Origin of the sequence: Anaerostipes caccae L1-92 (genome assembly GCF_014467075.1) — a bacterium.
Lineage (GTDB): Bacteria > Bacillota > Clostridia > Lachnospirales > Lachnospiraceae > Anaerostipes > Anaerostipes caccae.
In genome coordinates this window covers 754,801-775,552 of record NZ_AP023027.1, presented here as the reverse complement: position 1 = coordinate 775,552, position 20,752 = coordinate 754,801, and the positions used below count along the sequence as shown (strand labels likewise).

The window sequence follows — 20,752 nt, the reverse complement described above, 5'->3', positions numbered from 1 at the left end:
CTTCCTCCTGCTTTTTAAATCCATAAAAGCATACGCTTCCCTCATTCTGTGCCGACTCTTTGTGGTAATTGTAGCAAATACACTGTCTAAAAGCAATTACGGGACTGCGCTCTCAAATGAGTAATCTTAAACCATACTGCGAAAAAGAACCGATTCCTCCGGAAACTTTCCAGAGGAATCGGTTCTTGGTCTTTCTTCTAATTACACATTGTCTCTGTCAGTAAAGGTACAATCTTTCCTTTCACCACATCTACGAGTCCCCGGTCCGTAAGTTTCAGGGCCGGACTCACCGGAAGACCCAGCGTACAGAGGGACATGATCGGATTATAGTGACGGTACCCCAGCTCCTCAAGGCTTTTTCTGACCCGGCTCAGTTTCACACCGATTTCATCGGCCGAAAGTTCGGATAAGATCCCGCAGACCGGGAGCGGAAGCTCTGCCTTTATCTTCCCATTCTGTACTGTGCAGATCCCGCCGTTTTGCTTAAGTATCCTGCGGGCGGCAGCAAGCATATCGTCCGGATTGGCTCCGATCACCATAAGATTGTGATGGTCATGGAAATATGTCGTGGCAGCGGCTCCCCGCTTTATACAGTCACCGGTCACAAATCCAAATCCGATATTTCCGTTTTTCCCGTGGCGTTCCAGCACGGCCGCCAGCATACATCCGCTGTCCTGCCACTGAAGCCTTCCGCCTTTCACCTGCATCTGTACTCTGCGCTCCCCGGTCTGTGTGCGTCCGTCATTTACTTCAATCACACGGACTTCCGCTTTCCCGTCATCCATTTCCAGCCGGGGTTCTAACTGTCCGGCGGATATGCTGTCAAGATGTACACTCCGGTAAAAATGATCCGGGAACCGGTACGGCTCTGTCTTCTGATCCAACTCATTGAGATGATAGATCTCTCTGCCGTCCTTAAATACATAGTCCGGCTCAAAAGAGGCGCAGTCCTCCGCCTTTACCAGCTGGAAATCCGCCTTTCTTCCCGGCGCCAGCGACTCCCGGTCTCTTAAATTCATCCTCCCTGCCGGGGTATAAGAGGCACAGTAAATCGCTTCATTCAATGGAAATCCCATCTCCACGGCTCTCCTGACCACATAATTCAGCTGCCCCTGTTCTTTCAGCTTATCTGCCATCGTATCGTCTGTCACAAAACAGCAGTGCTCATACAGGCGGTGTTCTCTTATATAATCAAGAATCTCCGGCCGGAGCATTTTCTCCTGCAGTTCCACGAACATTCCATTCTGAAAACGCTCTTTTATTTCCTGAAGCGTGTGCTCCGTGTGATCGCCGTCGATCCCCCGGTATAAAAATTTTGCCAGATCCAGTCCAACCAGGGAAGGACAGTGTCCTTCTATGACGGCCTGAGGAACTTCCTCCTCCAGGTAATCGAGAAATTTCGTTATCTCGAGCTCGTCTCCCTTAACGATCTGCCGGTAGTTCATCACTTCTCCCACACAGACAACCCCGTCTTCCTGCATGAGCTGCTTCATCTGTGCAAGACCGATCACCCCGCCCGTGGTCTCCAGCTCCTCGTTAGTAGACGGTACACTGCTTGGAATCCCATAATAAATATCAACAGGAGAATCCTTGGCTCCGTTGATCATCTCATGAATCCCTTCAACCCCCATCACATTGGCGATCTCATGGGGCTCCGACACAAGAGTAGTAACACCGCATTCTGCCGCCCGTTTTCCAAAGGAGACCGGAGTCATCATGGAACTCTCGATGTGCATATGAATGTCAATAAACCCCGGAAGCATTTTAAAGCTGCGTCCGTCCAGCACACGAACGGCCTCAAGTTCATGCCTGTGTTCCGTGTCCACATAATAAATTTTCGTTCCCTTGATATATACATCTGCATTTATAAACTGTTTCAGATACGAATTATAGACTTCTGTATCTTCAACGAGCAAATCCACTTTCTCCATCAAAGCACCCCTTTTCTAAAGAATGGAATAGAAATACAGCAGGCACACGGCCACAAGAATCCACATGACCGGACGAATTTCCCTGCCTTTTCCAGCTGTCAGCTTCATCACCACATACGTCGGCAGGGCCGCACAGATCCCATTGGCAATGTTGTTTCCAAAGATCGTAAAAGCAATACACACAAATGCCGGAAAGGCCTCTGTTATGTCGTCAAACCGAATATTTTTCATGGCTCCCAGCATATTGATGCCGATATACATGAGGACCGGCGCCGTTGCCGCAGACGGGATCATCAGTGCAACAGGTGCCAGAATCAGGGACAGTCCGAAAAAGACAGAAGTAAAGATTACCGTAAGCCCGGTTTTGCCTCCTGCCTCCACACCCGCTGAAGACTCCAGATATGTGGTCATACTCGGCATTCCGAATAAAGCCCCGAAACTGGTCGCCACGGCATCCACCTTAAAACATTTGTCAATGCCCGGAAGGTCTCCGTTTTCATCCAGATATCCGGCCTTAGCCCCGACTCCGAGAACCGTTCCGAAGGTAGAAAAAAAGTCCGGCACAAACAGCGCGATCAGAAACGGAATATATGCAAAATTAAGCGCTCCCATAAAATCGACTCTCATGAACTGGCTTCCGATATTGGCCGGCATTGTAAACAGGCTGTCCGGCAGTGCTGTCACTCCGAACGGAATCCCCACCAGAGTCGTGAGCACAATCGCCAGGATCATATCTCCCGGAACATTTCTTGTCTTCAAAATCAGCAGAATGATAAATCCGATCACAGCTACAATCACTTCCGGCGACTTCAGATCCCCGAATCCCAAAGAATTTTTCGCCTGGTTTGCAATGATAAGGCCGCAGCTTTTTGCCCCCAGCAGTGCAATAAACAGGCCGATCCCGGCACTTACCGCATGTTTTAAGCTGACGGGAATGACTTTGACGACTGCCTCCCGAAGCCCCAGAAATGAAATCGCAATGAAGAGGACTCCGCTGAAGAAGATAACTCCGGCCGTCACAGCGGGGGCAATCCCGTCATTTGCTATCATGGCAGTAACGATCCCCACACTTCCGAGTCCCGGCGCAAGCGCGAAAGGCCTGTTCGTATAAAAAGCCATGGCGCAGGTCGTCAGGATCACCAAAAGAATCAATACCGTAAACATCACGTGTTTATCAAGTCCCGCTGACGCCAGCATGTTAGGGACCGTAGCCAGCACGTAGGCCATCGTTACGAATGTCGTCAGACCTGCTATCAGTTCTGTCTTTACATCTGTATGGTATTCAGATAATTTAAAATGCTTCTCTAACCATTGTTTCATAGTTTTTCACTCCTTTTTCTCCTATGTAAACCCTTGCTTTCTCATGTCTTTCATTGTATGCTAATCATAATTATTCGTCTAATTCATCTTGGTTATAAAAAGTATTCCATATCAGAATACTGAGAGATGATCAATTTAAAATGGCTTGACTTTGCCGGATATGGAGTTTGTTATGAATATCCACGAATTAAATTATGTACTCTGTATAGCTAAACATCAGAACCTGACGAAAGCGGCACGGGAACTTTTTATTTCTCAGCCTACTCTGAGCAAACATTTAAAAAAGCTGGAGCGGGAGCTGGGCATGAAGTTGTTTGCCCGTATAGATAACTGCTACATTCCTACCTATGCTGGCTCCCGCTACCTTAAGTATGCAGCCGGAATGCTTGCCCTCAAACAGGATTGGGAAAAGGAGCTCCTTGAGCTGTCTTCTTCAAACGACGGAGAGCTGCATGTGGCAATCCCTCTGATGAGAAGTTCCTGCATGGTTCCTGTTATTCTTCCCGTCTTCCACGAAATGCATCCAAATATCCGCGTGCATATTTTGGAAGAAACCTATGCCATACAGGAATGTCTGTTAAAAGATACCTCTGTTGATTTTGCGCTCTTTAATGAAACAAATGAGAATCCAAAGCTTTCCTATGAGTTTCTCGGAAAAGAACCGATCCTGCTGGCCGTCTCTCCTGAACATCCCCTTGCCGGCACTGCCAAGGTTAAGAACGGGAGAGAAAATGCATATCCTCCGGTCAACTGGGAAGCGATCAGAGATGAAAACTTTATTCTGCATTTTCCCGAGCAGAATACAGGAGCTATCACTGAGCGTCTTTTGCAGAAACATCATATCACTCCCCGGGTTCCTTTTTATACCCGGAATACACAGGCCGCCCTTCTTCTCATGATGAAAAACCAGGGGATCTGTTTTGCCCCGGAGACTTATATCCGCAACATGTCCTTTGAGAAAGACCCTATATGCTTTTCCCTTGAGGATGAGGAAGCATTTACATCCACCGTTCTGGCTTACCGGAAAGGAGCTTATCTGACCTCATATGCCGAGGATTTTATACAGCTGGCTAAAGATTATTTCAAATAAAAACTACGGCCATATTAATAAGACTGGCCGTAGTTTTTTGATTATTTTATTTTTCGAACCACACTCACATTTTGAATCTCTAGCAGTCCAGCTTTTTCAGCAGGCACTCCATTTCTTTGATGCCCTCTTTCTGGGATACGATGATCTCATTCAGCAGAGGCACCAGTTCCGGACAGAGACAGAACCGCAGGGCATTCTCCGACATCCGCACGGCTCCTCTGTGATGCGGAATCATTTCCCGCATAAAATTGCAGTCGATGCTGTTGTCTGTGCATGCCGATTTCATCTCACGGAACATCTCGCTGATGATCCGGTTATTTTCATTTGTATAGCAGCGAATCTCTCTTGGATTATTGATGCACGCCTTACATTCCGGGAGTGCTCTTGTCATATTCTGAATACTTTTTTCCTGGGAGGAGATAATATTCAGCGCAATATCCTGTAACGGAATATTGGTTGTATAGCAAAGCAAATTTTTTGACATCTCAATGGCGGCACGGTGATGGGGGATCATCTGTGTGATAAAGCCGGCCGAAATGCTGTTTGTCATCTTTACACAAGTCATCTGATCGATCATTTTATCCAATATGCACTCATATCTTTTCGCATAATCTCTTGTATTATTACTTAAACGACATTTATTCATATAATTTTCACCTCTTGCTATTATATGACCGCATCGCCTGTTCGGTGTATTTAACCGCCATGTTTTTATCTCCCTGCTTTTCTGACTTTGCGCACCTTACCTTTGATCGGTTTTGTCTGGAGACAGTCTAACACATGATTTCCTTTCCGATTCAAAATTTCTACATAACTTATGCTGTCCCTGATGTCCACAATTCCTATGTCGGATGCTTCCATGCCTTCCATACTGCAGATCGTCCCCACAATATCACCGGCCCGCATTTTTGATTTCCGGCCTCCTCCAATCGACAGGCGGGTGATCCCCTCATTTAATGCCTCACCCTTCTCAGGCTTTCTCTCTGCCTTTATCCGCTGGAACTTCCAGAAGGCTCTTTCCTTTTCGTCACCGATGACCGGCGGTTCCGTGACGGGCAGTTCCCGTCCCAGATACGTTTCCACCTGCTTTAACATCCTTTGGTCATCTTCGGTCACCAAACTGACTGCAGTACCTGAATTCCCGTTTCTTCCCGTTCTTCCGATCCGGTGCACATAGGTTTCTTTCCCCGTCGGAAAATCATAGTTCACCACATGGCTGATCTCTTCAAAGTCGATTCCTCTTGCCGCCACATCTGTCGCGATCAAAAAGCGAAAACCGCCCCTTCTGAATGCATTTACAGTTTTCAGACGTTCCTTCTGCTCCATATCGCCGTGCAGCATCCCGCAGAAGATCCGTTTTCTCCGCAGCTTTTGAAACAATACATTTGTCATCTCCCTGGTACCGCAGAAAATCATGCAGCTCTGTGGATTCTCGTCCATGAGAATATCAAGAAATGTATCATATTTTCTCTCCTGACTGGCGAAGTATAGCTTTTCCGTGATGGCTGGTGCCTGTTCTTCCCCTGCCTCCTGCATCACAAGCACTGCCTCCGGGATAAACTCGTCGGCCAGTTCCCGGATTTCCGGCTTTAGTGTGGCAGAAAACAGAGAGATTCTGCAGTCTGCGGGAACCAGTGAAAGGATCTGTTTCATTTCATCAATAAATCCCATATCCAGCATCAGATCAGCTTCGTCTATAACCAGCCACTGTACGTTTGAAAGTTTTAAGGTTTCCCTTCGGATATGATCCATGACACGCCCCGGGGTTCCCGCCACGATATGGGATTTCTGCTTCAAAGTCCGGATTTGTTTGTCAATGGGGAATCCCCCGAATACCGCCGGAACCTTCAGGCGCTTCTTCCGCCCTATATGAAACATTTCCTGGCTGACCTGAACTGCCAGCTCTCTGGCAGGCTCCAGCACCAGGGCCTGCGGTGCGTTTTCCTCCCACCGGACATTCTGGCAGATCGGTATGGCAAACGCCGCCGTCTTTCCGCTTCCTGTGGGGGCTTTGGCCACTATATTTTTTCCTGCAAGCATGGGCGGAATCACTTCCTGCTGTATGTTTGTGGGTTTTTTATATCCAAGGCCGTTTAAGGCCTCCAAAATTTCTATTGAGAGACCAAAATCCTGAAACTCATTTGTCATTTCTTTTTACCTTTCTTAAATTTATAAACTAGTTTTCTCATCCGTGTATCTGCACAAAACTTCTCCTGTCAGATCCCATATAATTAATTTTTGGTCTTATTCTATATGTAAAACAGAAAACTGATGACTTCCGCGTCACTGCAGAAGTCATCAGCCTCTTGGCACTTCCGGCTATTCTTTATCCTTCCAGTACCACCATTTGAGTTTTTCCGGATCGTGTTCCTCATGTTCCGCATAATAAACCGCGCACCGGAACACATAAAGCTCACACCGGTCCTCTGTAAATCCCTTCTGAATACAGTCCATACGGTATAATTCCTCCGGATCTCTGCCTTTCAGGTCATCCACGCAGTAAATTCCAATCGCATTTAAATGCTGAGCGATTCTCTTCCCTATTCCGGGTACTGTCTGTAAATCCTGTGATCCGGAACTGTTTTCTTGTTTTTGCCGCTTCTCAAATTCCTTTAAATTGTTGATCTGTACACGAAGGCCGGCTGCATTTTCTTCCGGAGTTTTTGTTGGATCATCACGCTCATAGCGGCTGCACGGCAAATCTTTGCAGCAGCCGCAGTGATCATATTTTTTCGTGTTCATGCAGCAGTCATAGATATCGCAGATACTTTCCTGTGTGTACTCCAGCCAATATACCCTGCCTTTGATCTCATGACACCCCCGGCAGCTGTCCGGATAAAATTCACATTCAGAACATATAGTGCCGCAGCAGCTCATCTTCCCTTCCACAAGCGCTTTCTCCTTCCCTGTTAATTACATTATGTACGCATCTTATGCTGACACTCACTGCACTCCGCATCATGTAAAGAAATAATACCGCCGCAGTCCGGGCATTTGTACTTCTCCCGATGTTCTTCTAATAGAATTTCTGCACCATACTCCTTCGCAGCTCTGCTGTTTTCGATCAGACTTGCACGATACCGGGAGTTATAGCTCTTTTCCAATGATTTTATCTGCTTACATGGAAAATCAGAACACTCATAACAATAAGTAATATTTTTACCGGCGGTACAGTCCTTAATCCTGCATTTCCGGCAGTGTTCCGGCTTTCCCCGGTCGCTGTTCAGACATCCGGCACAAGGTTTTTTATGATAGCAATGCTTGTAACAAACCATACAGTTCATCCCGCAGGGTGCGAACATGTCTGATTCAATCTTTCCCGGCATTCTCATCTTCCGGCCTCCTTATGATTCTTATTCTTCCAGGAATCTCGAAATGGCCTCTGCAGCCTTCTCCGCACAGGAGAGGATTGCAGGATGTATCCCTTCCGGGAATATACATATGTCTGCATTTGTCTCTCTGGCAATGACACGATATTCATCCTGAAAATCTGCTCTGCACATGTCATCTCCCTCACTGCCCATGAGCAAAAGGGGATTCTCCAGTGCACTCAGAGGTTTCGTAAATAAGGGCAGCTTCTCTTTGGCACACTGTACCATCGCATTTGTGTCCATATCCACGATGCGTTCCCAGTCATCCCCCTGGCACCACTCGTAAAATGCTCTCCCCATTTCGTCCTTCTTGGCTTCTGCACGCTCCTTAAGCAGATTCTCCGAAAAGTCATCTGCCAGCGTGCGTCCGTCAAAACTGTCCGCCACTACCTTGTCCACCAGATCCGGTCGTTCCAAGGCCGCATTAACTGCTGCCCACGCACCGCCGCTGGTTCCCACAAGGTTTACCTTTCCAATATCCAGATGCTCAAGCAGCGCTGTCGTCTGTCTTGCTTCTTCCGTCCAGAGTTCCGCCGGAAATTCTTCCAGCCTGTCTGATTTCCCATGCCCCAGAAAATCAATGAGAATCACATGAAACTTATCTTCATATAAAGGCAGTATAAGTTCAAACATCCTGGAAGATGCTGTATTCCCGTGCAAAAACACGATAGGTTTTCCACTTCCTGTTTCTTTGTAATAAATCTTCTTTGACTGATAATTAAAATATGACATCCTTTGCCTCCTGACCGTATCTTTGTTTACACCTCTTACCGATCAGCAAGGCTTTGGAAACACCAACGCCCTGCTGTTAGTGCTTCATCATCCAAATTCCCATAATTTCAACCTCCGTTCTTTCTGCCCTGACACACAACGCTCATCCGCTCAAATGAAATAAAGTGCGGCAGCGTGCGGGCGTCTGTTTTCAGTATAACATAGAACTGTATGGATTCCATTGAATTTTTCTTAACCCCATAAAGTTATTGAATTCATACTGCCTTGTTCTTGACATTTCTTCTGTCTTGCAGCATGATTTCATTAGCATAATCCATTCTATAATTTGTGAGGATATACATATGAAAAAGATTTTAGATGAGCGATTAATTTATGAAATCCTCTCTGTTGTGGAGGAAATTCCCCGGGGAAAGGTTGCGACTTATGGGCAGATTGCCCGTTTGATCGGAAGAGAAAAAAATGCAAGACTTGTGGGCAGGGTCCTCAGTATGGCAGAGTACTACGGCAGTTATCCCTGCCACCGCGTGGTCAATCACGCCGGAAGACTGGTTCCGGGCTGGCATGATCAGGGACTGCTTTTATTAGAAGAAGGTGCTGTGTTTAAAGATAATGGACATGTCGATTTGAAAGCCTGCCAGTGGGATGAATAGAGATAGACTTTCATACTCCTTTAATTTACTTAACAAAAGAAGATACCTCTGCTGACGCAGATGTATCCTCTTTTCACTCAACATCTAATTTCACTATCGGTTCCTATCCGGCATAAACTGATCCGGATAAATATCCCTTCCTTCTTAGACACAGACGCCCATTCTCATGAACCTTTATGACCAGATCCGTTGAAGATCCAAAATCATATTCATACCCTTTTGGAGCACAGATTTTAATTTATATATTTTCAGTATAGTATAAAATTTCGTATTTATATCCTCTTAAGGTAGAATAGATTAAAAAGCATCATATAGCGGTGGGAATCTTGTTCTGTTCCTCTATACAATGCTCCTTAAGACTGGAAATTATTTTAGCAAACTGTCGATAATTTTTAGATCATGCCTGTCTACATCTCTTAATTCATATCCTGTATGAAATACTTTTTGTCCTCTTGCCGAAATACATGGTATTTTAATTCCATCAAAAGCAGCAGTTCCAAAATAATCTGCACTGAACTCATACCATCCGCCTTCCAAATCTGCCTGTTTTGCGGTTCCATCTTCACCTAAAATAAAAGGATGAATGTCGATGTACCCGTATTTTTCACTATATAATTCCATTCTGACAGGGGCCCAGTCAGTTTCTATCTCATAACCATGATCTTTGAGAAGACTTAGGATTTCCTGCGTATACTGTGCATCAAAGTTTATATCAATATCCCTGTGATTTCTGCTCTGTTTACCTGCTAAAACATCGACTCCCCAGCCGCCGTCAAGCCAGTATTTTATATTTGAATCATTTAGTATTTTTAAAATTGTCATCAGATCTTCTTTAGTTGTAAAATCTTTTTTTAACATGACAGAACCTTTCTCTGCTGAAATACAGCGGCTAAAATTTTGCAATATTTTTCATTGCAGCTAGTGCTTCCATCTAATTTTAACCTTTCCATATTTTATATTACCTATAAACCCATTGTTTTAATTCTCCTAAGATTTAGAAGCTGTTTTTCTTTTTCTCAAATCTAAAATCGAAATATTTATATACAGTTGTATTGTATCTGTATAAACATGATTTCTGATAAATTTTACACTTCGTTCATACTCATTATCGGTAAAACAGGCTATCAAATAAAAAGCATTTTTATAATTACTGGATAACATATAATCTGTTAGTTGTTTTTCATATCCCTTTTTTAAATAAGTACTGCTGCCCCTTTTTAATTCAATCAGAACTTTTTCGTCTTCATGATCTGTTTTATATAGTTTGAAATCCACTTTCCCGTTTCCCAATAATGCCTCTCTGGTAATTTCCACTTCTTGATTATAGAAATATGCATCCATAATATTTTCCAAAATAAGCTGAATACGCTCCTCCTTCACAGGATGATTATTTTCCCAGAAAAGTTTATATAGGTTTCCATAACGGATTCTTTTCTCAATATATTTTAACATGGAAGAGACTTCACTTGTGAGCGTGATATGCTTTGTTTTATATTGTTCTTGAATATCCATTGGTAAGAGTTCAAAATAGTAATCTATATTGACCCCTAACATCTCTTCTATGAACGGCTTACCTGCTTTTCTCATGTTATATATTTTATCTATCAATAAAAAATCTGTATCTGTAAACAAAAAATCCGGATATAAGAAAATGTCATAATAGATTTCTCTGTAATCTTCAGATTCCAAATCACCATCTTCATCACAATCAGCTTTGATTGCTTGTTCAATTAAAGAATGTCCCTTTTCATCAATATAGATCTGATTGAAATCAGGCAAATCCTGCTGCAGTTCTGCCATATACTCAACAAAATGGAATAATAATAATTCGTGAAGCGCACGCATCTCATGATAAAAGAAATCCTCTGTCCATAGAAACAACTCTTCCAATGCTTTTATGCAGCTGCGATACTGTTCTCTATATAAATATTTAGGAAGCAGAATTTCAATCATATCTCCCAGATCTGTGTCTTCATTAAAAACTTCGATTTCTAAAAAATTATGTAATATATAATTAAACAATTCTTGGTGTATAGTTTGAAAAACAATCATTTCCTTCCTCCTATGAATTTGGCTAAAGAACGCCTCCAAATCTTATGTCGACTCAGAGGCTTCCATCTGCTCATTTATTGTTTTGTTATATACTTTTGTAACCTGCTCTTTGGCTTCTCCGGTATTGTGTATTTCAGCTTCTTGCTCTCCAATAACGGCTTAAGATAAGTTCGGGTCATATAAGTTAAATTCTTGTAACCTATATATTCTGAAATTTCTTTTTTAGTCCTTGCTGTTTTACAAAATTCAAGTATTTTCATAGCAATCGTATCATTCTCGACTTGGTCACTGACTTGGTCCCGACTCTTTGGCCCCGCCTTCAATGTAGCAGTCTCATTTAATGGAATCACTGTTTTAAAAGTATCCCCTTCTATAAACTGCGGCACTCCGCCTGAATACAATTTTGTAAATTTATAAGTATTCCGCATTCCAGAACCCACCTCATCAGCAAGTCCTATTTCTCTAAATACCTTAGAGATTGCCGGATTTTTAGTAAATGGCTCAAATGTAGTCAAAATTATATTTCCAAATCCATGTGTTCTATTACTGTTCTCCGCAAAGATCCGGTCTATCTCAATTACCATCTTGGCAACATAGCCACTTGATAAGGTTATGGTCATTCCGACCCGACGACAGGTCGGTAACACTATTAAATCAGCCGAGAAGCCAAAGCTCCGAATCGCAGCGTACTGCCTTGACAGTACCGACAGTAATGAGCAGGCTACCAGCTATGACGCACAGATTGAACATTATACGGAATACATTTCCAAGAATCCCGAATGGCAGTTGGCAGGCATCTTTGCTGATGATGGCATTTCCGGTACTAACACAAAAAAGCGTGCCTAGTTCAATCGCATGATTGATGAATGCATGGCTGGCAACATCGATATGATTATCATCAAGTCCATCAACCGAGTCGCCAGAAATATGCTCGATTGCCTGAAATTCATCCGACTGTTAAAGGATAAAAATATCCCCGTTTACTTTGAAAAGGAATCCATCAATACAATGGACGCCAAGGATGCAGATGGTAACCTTGTCATCGATCCGGAGCAAGCCGAAACGCTCAAGCGGATCTAACAGGAGTACATGGAAGGCTACAGTATGGACAGGATTGCCGCCGGTCTTATGGCTGACGGCACTCTCGCCGGCGCTGGGAAGACCAAATAGTGGACGAGTACCATCAACAAGATTCTGCGGAACGAAAAATACATTGGTGATGCCCTGCTGCAAAAGACCTACACCACCAACTTCCTCAGCAAAACCAGAATCAAGAACAACGGTACTGTCCCGCAATACTATGTGGAAGGCAACCATGAAGCGATTATAACAAAGGAAATCTTCATGAAGGTGCAGGAAGAACTGATACGCAGGTGAGTGGTTCATACCAGCGCCAGTGGACGCAAGCGCAGCTACAGCAGTAACCACTGCTTCTCCCAGCTTATCTTTTGCGGCGAGTACAATGAAATGTTTCGGCGCATTCACTGGAACAATCGCGGCTGCAAACCCATCGTATAGCGCTGCGAAAGCCGCTTGCAAAACACCGGCGTCGCTTGCCGGATCAGAACAGTCAATGAGGTACTATTATAAGACATTATCCCGAAGACCATCAACGAGATGATTCTGGACAAAGGCAGCTACATGAAAATGCTGCGAAAAAATATCACCACGGTCATCCGCAACGACACCAGTGCCTTCACGGATGACATTGACAGCAAGCTGGTGGAACTGCAAAAGGAGCTCCTGCAGAAAACAAACAACCGGGATAATCACGATTCTATCGCCGAGGAGATTATCCAACTTCGAGAACTGAAGGCAAAATCAAAAACCGACAGCGTCATCCGGGATGAACGGCTAGCCCGAATCACCGAGCTTTGCGATTTTCTCAAAGAGCAGCCCTGCGAGATTACCGTGTTCGATGAAAGCCTTGTCCGCAGAATGCTGCAGAAAATCACCGTCTTTGAAGACCACTTTACGGTGGAATTCAAGTCCGGGATAAGTGTTGATATTGCGGGGTAATTCATAAAGAAATAATACGGCTCCATACCACTGGGATAGTATTTTGTGGTACGGAGACAATTTTTATCTTACTCTGGCATTGAGCCAAAACAAATTGCTGGAATTTTAAATACAAATCCTCCGTATTCAACGGTCTGATAAGTTATTGATGCATCCTCTGGTAAACTTTCCTCATATTCGTGATTACGAATAATATGAAATACAGTACTTGGCAATTTTGTTGAAAATAACTCTTTGAATTTACTCAAATTAATAACTGGAACATACTTATTCTGAGTCCTGATATTATGCTTTGCAACAACACAACAAAACAAATCCACATCATCACCATTTCCCGCATCGAATACATTCCGCATAAACTGTTTTCTGTCCTTCATTGCGTGTCCCATTATTAACTCTGACTGTTCACAGCCGTGCGTAATATCATCCTCTCTGGCATAGACTTCCTTCGAGGAATCAGCTTCCATAAACCATTTTAGTTCACATAAAAGTACAGCATTAGAACTTGTATCAAATATTCCCAAATCTATATCAGGCAAACGTCCCTCTAGTTTTTTGTGTTTTATAATTCTCAGATCTTCATTATCCTCTATAACCTCTTCAATCTCTTGTACCATCAGGTCTTCTAAATCATTCACTTCTTTTGAATGCTCAAAATCAGTTTTAGAACTGACCACAGATAACAGGTTTCTTTCTGGACGTGACCCCATGAATAGAATAGGAGCTATAACTGCAATTTCTCCCTGCATAATCACTATGGGCTGGTATACAATATCAATATTACGTTTAGACGGTTCAAAAGTAATATAGCTAACAATATGTAAAACTGTTTCTCTCTCAATACTTGTAATCGAAGTTATGTGGTCAACAATACTTTCCATCGGTTTAATTATTGAGCTGTTTTTCAATCTAATACCTGCATCCTTTATAGATAAGCAGCTTAAAAAGTGAATATAACATAAAGCAGCAATTACTACCCATACCTGTCTATATTCATCTAATGTGAACATGTCAAATTTCCATGAATCCGGAAGTGTTTTTGTTGAATTCCACTGCTCTTGCGCAACATCAATAAAAACATCCAGAACGTCTTTTGATAGTTCATAACACAACTGTTCATCCTGAATATAAATTTCTTTTTGCAATTTCGAGTTTGCAGATGCGAGTTTTACCGGATTAATGTTCTCCATAAATCCACCAAAATCCGCTTTCTTTGATTCCCTTAGAATATCGCTCCATGCTGATGCATTCCCATCTTCCGGGAATTTAAAAGTAACATTACTATCTTCGATTGCTACATCTAATCGCTTTCTTGAATATGAAATATACCCACTACAAATTATGGAGTATGGATATGCATAATCTGTTAGAAAAGAAACACATTGCTTATACCTTTCCTCTGAGATTTTTGAATCAATTGGCTCATCCGAACAATTCAAAGAACTATTTTCAACCCAATTTAAAGCTTGATTAAGCGCATCCATATGGTCAGTAATTTTTTTTAATGCAAACGGATTTAACATACTACTTATTACCGTCAAGGAACATAAATCCTCAAAAGCAGTAAGCAATTCAAATATGACCTGTTGTTTATTACCTCTAAGCACCGGATGATTTTCGTGAAACGCATCAATTATTTTTTCTATTTCTCTTATATTCACTATCTTCCAATCCTTTCTTATATCATCCAATCCACTGCCCAAACTCTCTCTGACAACCAAATCGGCAACTCAATACCCAACATCTAAATCGGCGCCTAAACTATACCCACTTTTTCAGGCAAGCCCCTGTCGCCCTGTTCCCGCAAAGCGTTATGTTCAGACCTCGGATTGAATGTTCTCCTATCTCTGATAGGAAAAAGACTTGAAATCAGGCCTTTTTCACATGTATTTACCTAACCTTAGACATCAGAACAACCATCTCAACATGTTCAACGTTGTCCAAACTTATATTTTCCAGTCTTAAGAAACTTTTCTATCAGTTATTACCTTTTATCTCTGCTGTACTGTGAATCTTTTTAATGCTTTCCAAATACTCCTCTTCAACTGGGAACAAATTCAGTACCTAATATTTTCTATACTCCTCTGTTGCCTTCTCGATTGCCTGTGCATGACTAATTGTACCGGCCCCTTGCACTACTTTTTCGCCTGTGGTTTTTAAAAGATTGTCAAGATGCTCCACATAATCTAACATATACATAGGCTTATGACGCATAGCCTGAACTTCTGCAAAGTCAAAATATCCAGATACAATATTATTTAGAATTTTTAATTCTTCATCATCAAGATAATTCTTTGCAATACTTATATCTTTTAACGCCGGGAAATCGCCAGAAAAACTTTGCAATCCCATGAAAGGCTGGCTTGCATCCGCACGCTCATATATAACCTCCTCTGCCATGTGTCCATGGGCTGCATAATGCAATTTATTTTGCACTATCTTAAAAAATGCGACAGATTCTCTGCTCTTAGGATCATAATCAATACTTGTCGCATACAAATCCAGTACCTGCCGATACATGACCTTTTCAAATGAACGAATATCACGAATACGGTCGAGCAATTTCTTCCAGTAATCCCCACCTCCGTTTCCTTTCAACCGCTCATCATCCATAGTAAAACCCTTAATCATGTACTCTTTCAGTCATTCTGTAGCCCAACACCGGAAATTAGTTGCAATTTTGGATTTCACGCGATATCCAAGAGAAATAATCATATCAAGATTATAATGGATTGTATTATAATTTTTTCCATCAGCTGCAGTTGTTCGGAATTTCCGAACAACTGATTTTTCATCCAATTCTTCCTCTTCAAAAATCTGCTTGATATGCTCACCAATATTTGATTTGCTGGTTTGGTAAAGTTTACATAATTGTGCCCGTGTAAGCCAAACAGTCTCATTTTCCAATTTAACATCTATTTGAGTAGGTCCATTTTCTGTTTGGTATATAAGAATTTCATTATCAACAACATTTGAATTGTCTTTCTTATTCTCCACTTTTCACCCCTCCTTTTATCGTTCCATCAATTTCCTACTGACTTCTCTCACTGATCCGAGTTGCCTTTCAAACATAATATCCCATAAGTCTAAACATTTATAAGCAATCTGTTTATCTGCCATATTACTAGAATTAGCTGTCTCATCATATAAAGATATAATCAGTTTTGAAATCTCATCTTCTATACCCCATTGTTTTCTCAAAGTCTCTATTTCCATCTGTAAAATATTTTTACATAACTGTATAACAATATCTGCATAATCAACAATGGAAACAGCATTTTCTTCTAGATAATGAACAAACGCTCGTACAGTCCTCCTGCTCACCTTAGTTTTCATAAACTCCCGCAAAAATTCTCTATCATTCTTGACATCAACATATTTATCATAGAACATTTTAGATAATGGAAATTCTACATCCATATCAATACTCTTATAAGCAAGAATGATATCTTTTGCCACCTCTCGATAATCGTTAACTTTCAAATAAATTACTGCCATATCCAATATAGCTTTTATTTGCTCTTCACTTCTAGATTCAACAGACATTACAACCGTTTCAAATTCATTATGCTGTATATAAAATTCACAAACAGCATATCCTCCCATTTCTACAAGTTGTTTATCCTCCGACTCAAAGCATCTATTGATAATATTAATAATCCTTTCCTTGTATTTTGGGTATAAAAGAAAAAACATATTTTTCGAATCATGAAAACTCGCCATTCGAATATCTGACTCATACAAATATATTATTTTTTCTCCCGCCCACTTTCTATCAATATTATAAGATGGCCATAAAGCATATAATGACGCAAAACGTACCGCAGGATTTTCATCTTTGGTCAATCCATCAATGATATCTTTAAATCTTGAAAACAATTCCTTGTCTTCCCAAAGTAAATGTCCTATTGCTCTTGCTGCATTTCCTCTGACACAATTTAACGCATTGCTATGTAACATATCACAACTCTTCATTTCTTTGTCGTCCAAATTTGTTACATTGGGGTTATCTAATTCTGGATTGCTATGTTTTAAAGCAATATTTATTAATTGTTCCATTACTTCTAAAGACCAATTAACATCACTTATTTTTTCAACTATTCCACAGAAATAGGAAGCCCTATGATTGTTCATATCACACGGAAATTCAAGCAATAACCTCTCTATAAGCGAAAAATCAACCTCCTCCAATTTCTCCGATACTTCCACTCCTAAAAACAAAGAATCCACAAACACAGGCAATACCCGTTCCTTATTCTCTAAAACAAGATTTATCATTTCCTGCGGATGCTGCTTTACTACTGATTGGAAATCACTCGCATATGCTTCATAAGAACTTTCGATAAATCCACCTTTTACTTCAACCCATCTATGTTGCCCCCGATTCTTCAACTTGCTATTTGTGATGATTTGGAGCCACTGTCCTTTGCTAATATTTTTATCTGAAACAGGCGATTTTACCCACCCCGAATGCCCATTGTTATTACAATAGCGAGATGAAACTTTATGAAAACGCCTATCCAGCACATGCAATAATTCATTTGTTTTTGTTCTAATTCGTTCTTCCGGTAAACACTGTAATAATTCATACTGTAAGTCTCCCCAAAAACTCCAGTACACAGTAGGATATCCTTTCTGTTTGTTCTGCTCAATCCTTCGCTTATACCATTCAGATGCATTTGGCGAAATATAGCGACAAATTGCATCTTCTATCATTGATAATTCCTCTTTATGACAGTTACTTCCATGAATTTTTAAAACCTCTTTTACAAACCCCAGTTGATCCTCTGCTCCACTAGTATAATCAAAAACATTTTTATCCACATTATTGCTGAGATAACGCATTATCCGATTACTATATAGGGAAGATAGCGCCGCCAATCCCGTTAAAATTATTTCATTAAATACATGATACCCTTGCCCCATATATGGCTCATAATATTCCCAAAAACGCTCTGGAGATTTACCGCATAATGCTATAGTCGCTTTTTTGACTAAACACACGCAGGCTCTTTCAATACTTCTTTTATGCTCATACTTTCCTGACCAATCACTATATTTTACTTCCCATCCACTCTCTTTGGGTATATATGAAAGAAATTCATTAAGTACAACTTCCCCATTATCTATTAAAAAAGAATCATCTGAGTCTACTAATTCTTCTTCATAACGGTATACATATCTACCCTGACTTTTTATTTTATTTTGTAGCCAAAAAGAAATAAGTCGGATTGTTCTTGTCTCAAATTGTTTCATCATAGACTTTACATCTATATAAACTTCTTTTGCATACTCAGGATAATGCTCATAAAACATCATCCTAAGTTCAAACATCTCCGCACTTTCCTGTATAATATCGTGAAGGAAGCATCCCATAAACTGTTCATCATCGTCCTTATCACTAAAAGCATGTTTTTTAATAAAAGAAATATCCTCCTTATCTAAATCAGGCGTAATACTCTGCAATAAATTAAAAACTATAACTTTTTTCTTCGATTCTGAATACCATTGCTCCAAAACACCTTGATTTCTCAAGATGGTTATATATTGCTTTCTTGAAAAAATAACATTATTCAATAAATACTTTCCATAAATCTCATTTTCACAGTTATCCAAAACAAATTGAATGATATTATCATCTGGTTCTTGAATTTGTCCCAAAGTCTCATAAAAGACATATTTGACATAATATCTGATATCATCTGAAATCAACATCCTTTCACCAATTAGAATAAAATCACTACTATCATATTCTAGAAGATTTTGTAAAAGCATCTGCACCTGATATCTTCTTCCGGGTGTTTGCTTACATTTTTCTCCTATAACATTTTCTATATCTTGTCCCTCAAAATATTTTTCCATCATTCTTTGAGATATAAAACAATCTAAAATTGATTGATGAACAAAACCAACCCTATTATTTTGAATCGTAATAATCTCCGATGAAACTAAATAATCTAAGCCTGCTTCTTCAACATGCAAGATTTGTTTTGGAACATATAAGCGCCCTGTTCTATCTAAAGTGTCAACTATATTTGTCTTGGTTTCATTAACAGATTTTTGCTGTAATCCTGCAATTACGCTTTTTCTACATATTTGCTCAAACCATTTGTCTATCAAATGACTGGTCGTTAAACAATCCGAATAGACTTCTTCTTTATCCAAATGTTGCCAAATATAAATATTACTTGGTATTCTTAATAATTTTTTTAGTCTGATTGACAACTGCTCATAATATTTGCCTACAATTTTCTTTACAACATCGTCTTTAAGCTCCTCCACTTTTACTATTTCCCAATCACTCTCAGAGTTTTCCTTCTTTTTAAACAACAAATTTATATTATTATCATTTTCAAGATCATATGTCCTACAGACAAATATTATAATTATTTTTTTCTTTCTTTCAAAATTCAAGTATTCTACCTGTCTGATTAGCTCCATGCAAACTGCAAGTGCTTCACTGGAATTGGTCTGTGTCCATCTTAAAGCATCTAATTGATCTAAAATAATTACCGCATTTTCGTTTCTCGAAATACGATGTATAGAATAAGCAATTGAATCAGGAAATCCTAACTCTTTTCCCCAGATTTCACAATTCTTATGAGGTATTCTTTGGTCAAGTTTTATTGCAATACATGGGAGTTTTCTTTCTTCGCAATAATTTAAAATCGCCTCTGTACACCCACTTTTTCCATGACCTGCACTTCCAGAAATAATAACCGATTTTTCATTTTCAATGACTTTTATACAATCATCAAATTCTTCTCTATAAATGAAACCATCTATTAATGTTCTAAAATTCTTTCTATATTCTCGATTAATCTCATTAATTCTCGGCGCAATTCTTTTATCACCATCTTTCAAGCGAAGAGCAATTCCCTGCTTTATAAAATAATCACATAATACAGATTGTGTAATTTGTTTTCCTAATATATCCTCCACAACAACAAACGAAAGTAATGCATTGTAAACTACTTCTTGTTCACTACTAAACAAATATTGTATATTTTGATTTATACGTTCCTGTAACTCATATTCTGATATCTGCTTATAAAAAATCCTCTTTAAATAGTCAATGCTTTTTAAAACATCAACATCTTTATCGTAATCCAAGTCCATTTCAGCACAAAAATTTTTATAAAATTTTTGAAACTCCTTACTGCTTTTCATTATTTGTGTCGAGTAAAAATCTTCTGCTTTGCCACTAGTATTACATGCCCGATTATGTAAATCAAATAGAAAAGAACAAGCCATGGGACTGACTAATGATACTCTCCTCTTGTTATCCCTATTCAGTTGAATTTTCCATACAGAAAATATATCTTTCGACTTTAAATCAGAAATAACCCAATGCTCTTTACTTGCATTTCGCGCTTTACATTGCTGGTGTTCTTTCTGCCCATCAAAAGTCGTTACTAATATATCTGTACCAATCTCATCTGTACCAAGCGCTTCAATAATAACATCATAATTCGTTTCATCTAAAACCTTAAGCATCTCATAGATTATACAATTTATCTCATATCTATTCCCTTGTTTATCTGCTCTTCCGCCCTTTTCAAATGGCATGATTTCATCCCTCTCACA

Annotated in this window: 15 protein-coding genes and 2 pseudogenes; 4 read left to right on the top strand and 13 right to left on the bottom strand. The window is 40.4% G+C overall.

All coding sequences use genetic code 11. The features are described 5' to 3' along the window. Positions 1 to 197: 197 nt before the first annotated feature. Positions 198 to 1,931: an adenine deaminase C-terminal domain-containing protein gene (locus ANCC_RS03880; RefSeq protein ID WP_006568629.1), complete on the bottom strand. Its 1,734-nt coding sequence runs from the start codon at positions 1,929 to 1,931 to the stop codon at positions 198 to 200. A gap of 15 nt (positions 1,932 to 1,946) precedes the next feature. Then, positions 1,947 to 3,251: an NCS2 family permease gene (locus ANCC_RS03875; protein WP_156340658.1), complete on the bottom strand. Its 1,305-nt coding sequence runs from the start codon at positions 3,249 to 3,251 to the stop codon at positions 1,947 to 1,949. 172 nt (positions 3,252 to 3,423) lie between these two features. On the opposite strand from ANCC_RS03875, the gene ANCC_RS03870 reads away from it, so the two are divergent. Further along, complete coding sequence (locus ANCC_RS03870; protein WP_039947016.1) at positions 3,424 to 4,341, top strand: LysR family transcriptional regulator; 918 nt, start codon at positions 3,424 to 3,426, stop codon at positions 4,339 to 4,341. A 79-nt stretch (positions 4,342 to 4,420) separates the two neighbouring features. On the opposite strand, the gene ANCC_RS03865 is transcribed toward ANCC_RS03870, so the two are convergent. The 5 genes from ANCC_RS03865 to ANCC_RS03845 all read right to left on the bottom strand — a co-directional run bounded on the left by ANCC_RS03865 (position 4,421) and on the right by ANCC_RS03845 (position 8,444). Beyond that, on the bottom strand, positions 4,421 to 4,987 hold the full coding sequence (locus tag ANCC_RS03865; RefSeq protein WP_006568633.1) for a DUF305 domain-containing protein: 567 nt from the start codon (positions 4,985 to 4,987) through the stop codon (positions 4,421 to 4,423). A 65-nt stretch (positions 4,988 to 5,052) separates the two neighbouring features. Beyond that, on the bottom strand, positions 5,053 to 6,489 hold the full coding sequence (locus ANCC_RS03860) for a DEAD/DEAH box helicase (RefSeq protein ID WP_006568634.1): 1,437 nt from the start codon (positions 6,487 to 6,489) through the stop codon (positions 5,053 to 5,055). Between the two features lie 171 nt (positions 6,490 to 6,660). Further along, positions 6,661 to 7,230 (bottom strand): helix-hairpin-helix domain-containing protein, encoded by a 570-nt coding sequence (locus ANCC_RS03855; protein WP_039947017.1) that lies wholly within the window; start codon positions 7,228 to 7,230, stop codon positions 6,661 to 6,663. Between the two features lie 29 nt (positions 7,231 to 7,259). Continuing rightward, entirely contained in the window at positions 7,260 to 7,673 is a 414-nt protein-coding gene (locus ANCC_RS03850) for a DUF3795 domain-containing protein (protein ID WP_006568636.1), read from the bottom strand. A gap of 21 nt (positions 7,674 to 7,694) precedes the next feature. Next, positions 7,695 to 8,444, bottom strand: coding sequence for an alpha/beta fold hydrolase (locus ANCC_RS03845; RefSeq protein ID WP_006568637.1), 750 nt, complete (start codon positions 8,442 to 8,444; stop codon positions 7,695 to 7,697). Between the two features lie 341 nt (positions 8,445 to 8,785). On the opposite strand from ANCC_RS03845, the gene ANCC_RS03840 reads away from it, so the two are divergent. Continuing rightward, the gene (locus ANCC_RS03840) at positions 8,786 to 9,094 is read left to right on the top strand and encodes an MGMT family protein (RefSeq protein ID WP_006568638.1); all 309 of its coding nucleotides are present in this window, start codon (positions 8,786 to 8,788) and stop codon (positions 9,092 to 9,094) included. 366 nt (positions 9,095 to 9,460) lie between these two features. Here ANCC_RS03840 and ANCC_RS03835 read toward each other — a convergent pair whose 3' ends face one another. The 3 genes from ANCC_RS03835 to ANCC_RS03825 form a co-directional block, all read right to left on the bottom strand. Beyond that, entirely contained in the window at positions 9,461 to 9,952 is a 492-nt protein-coding gene (locus ANCC_RS03835) for a nucleotidyltransferase domain-containing protein (RefSeq protein ID WP_006568639.1), read from the bottom strand. Positions 9,953 to 10,081: 129 nt separating this feature from the next. Then, positions 10,082 to 11,146, bottom strand: a complete 1,065-nt coding sequence (locus ANCC_RS03830) for a hypothetical protein (RefSeq protein ID WP_006568640.1) — start codon at positions 11,144 to 11,146, stop codon at positions 10,082 to 10,084. Between the two features lie 74 nt (positions 11,147 to 11,220). Continuing rightward, the gene (locus tag ANCC_RS03825) at positions 11,221 to 11,730 is read right to left on the bottom strand and encodes a Fic family protein (protein ID WP_156340657.1); all 510 of its coding nucleotides are present in this window, start codon (positions 11,728 to 11,730) and stop codon (positions 11,221 to 11,223) included. A gap of 28 nt (positions 11,731 to 11,758) precedes the next feature. Between ANCC_RS03825 and ANCC_RS18115 the strand changes: the two are divergent. Then, positions 11,759 to 12,226, top strand: a pseudogene (locus ANCC_RS18115) (recombinase family protein). A gap of 537 nt (positions 12,227 to 12,763) precedes the next feature. Next, positions 12,764 to 13,165 (top strand): hypothetical protein, encoded by a 402-nt coding sequence (locus ANCC_RS18110; RefSeq protein ID WP_006568644.1) that lies wholly within the window; start codon positions 12,764 to 12,766, stop codon positions 13,163 to 13,165. A gap of 68 nt (positions 13,166 to 13,233) precedes the next feature. Here the strand turns inward: ANCC_RS18110 and ANCC_RS03815 are convergent, their stop codons facing one another. The 3 genes and pseudogenes from ANCC_RS03815 to ANCC_RS03805 all read right to left on the bottom strand — a co-directional run bounded on the left by ANCC_RS03815 (position 13,234) and on the right by ANCC_RS03805 (position 20,734). Further along, positions 13,234 to 14,868, bottom strand: a complete 1,635-nt coding sequence (locus ANCC_RS03815) for a hypothetical protein (protein WP_247881547.1) — start codon at positions 14,866 to 14,868, stop codon at positions 13,234 to 13,236. Positions 14,869 to 15,142: 274 nt separating this feature from the next. Beyond that, positions 15,143 to 16,162, bottom strand: a pseudogene (locus tag ANCC_RS03810) (virulence RhuM family protein). Between the two features lie 15 nt (positions 16,163 to 16,177). Beyond that, a complete protein-coding gene (locus ANCC_RS03805; RefSeq protein ID WP_006568648.1) occupies positions 16,178 to 20,734 on the bottom strand; it encodes an NACHT domain-containing protein in 4,557 nt (1,518 codons plus the stop codon). Between the last annotated feature and the right edge of the window lie 18 nt (positions 20,735 to 20,752).

Coding starts and splice junctions, on each gene's coding strand:
- ANCC_RS03880 (WP_006568629.1), bottom strand. CDS start 1,931: ATGGAGAAAGTGGATTTGCTCGTTGAAGATACAGAAGTCTATAATTCG.
- ANCC_RS03875 (WP_156340658.1), bottom strand. CDS start 3,251: ATGAAACAATGGTTAGAGAAGCATTTTAAATTATCTGAATACCATACA.
- ANCC_RS03870 (WP_039947016.1), top strand. CDS start 3,424: ATGAATATCCACGAATTAAATTATGTACTCTGTATAGCTAAACATCAG.
- ANCC_RS03865 (WP_006568633.1), bottom strand. CDS start 4,987: ATGAATAAATGTCGTTTAAGTAATAATACAAGAGATTATGCGAAAAGA.
- ANCC_RS03860 (WP_006568634.1), bottom strand. CDS start 6,489: ATGACAAATGAGTTTCAGGATTTTGGTCTCTCAATAGAAATTTTGGAG.
- ANCC_RS03850 (WP_006568636.1), bottom strand. CDS start 7,673: ATGAGAATGCCGGGAAAGATTGAATCAGACATGTTCGCACCCTGCGGG.
- ANCC_RS03845 (WP_006568637.1), bottom strand. CDS start 8,444: ATGTCATATTTTAATTATCAGTCAAAGAAGATTTATTACAAAGAAACA.
- ANCC_RS03840 (WP_006568638.1), top strand. CDS start 8,786: ATGAAAAAGATTTTAGATGAGCGATTAATTTATGAAATCCTCTCTGTT.
- ANCC_RS03835 (WP_006568639.1), bottom strand. CDS start 9,952: ATGTTAAAAAAAGATTTTACAACTAAAGAAGATCTGATGACAATTTTA.
- ANCC_RS03830 (WP_006568640.1), bottom strand. CDS start 11,146: ATGATTGTTTTTCAAACTATACACCAAGAATTGTTTAATTATATATTA.
- ANCC_RS03825 (WP_156340657.1), bottom strand. CDS start 11,730: ATGGTAATTGAGATAGACCGGATCTTTGCGGAGAACAGTAATAGAACA.
- ANCC_RS18110 (WP_006568644.1), top strand. CDS start 12,764: ATGATTCTGGACAAAGGCAGCTACATGAAAATGCTGCGAAAAAATATC.
- ANCC_RS03805 (WP_006568648.1), bottom strand. CDS start 20,734: ATGCCATTTGAAAAGGGCGGAAGAGCAGATAAACAAGGGAATAGATAT.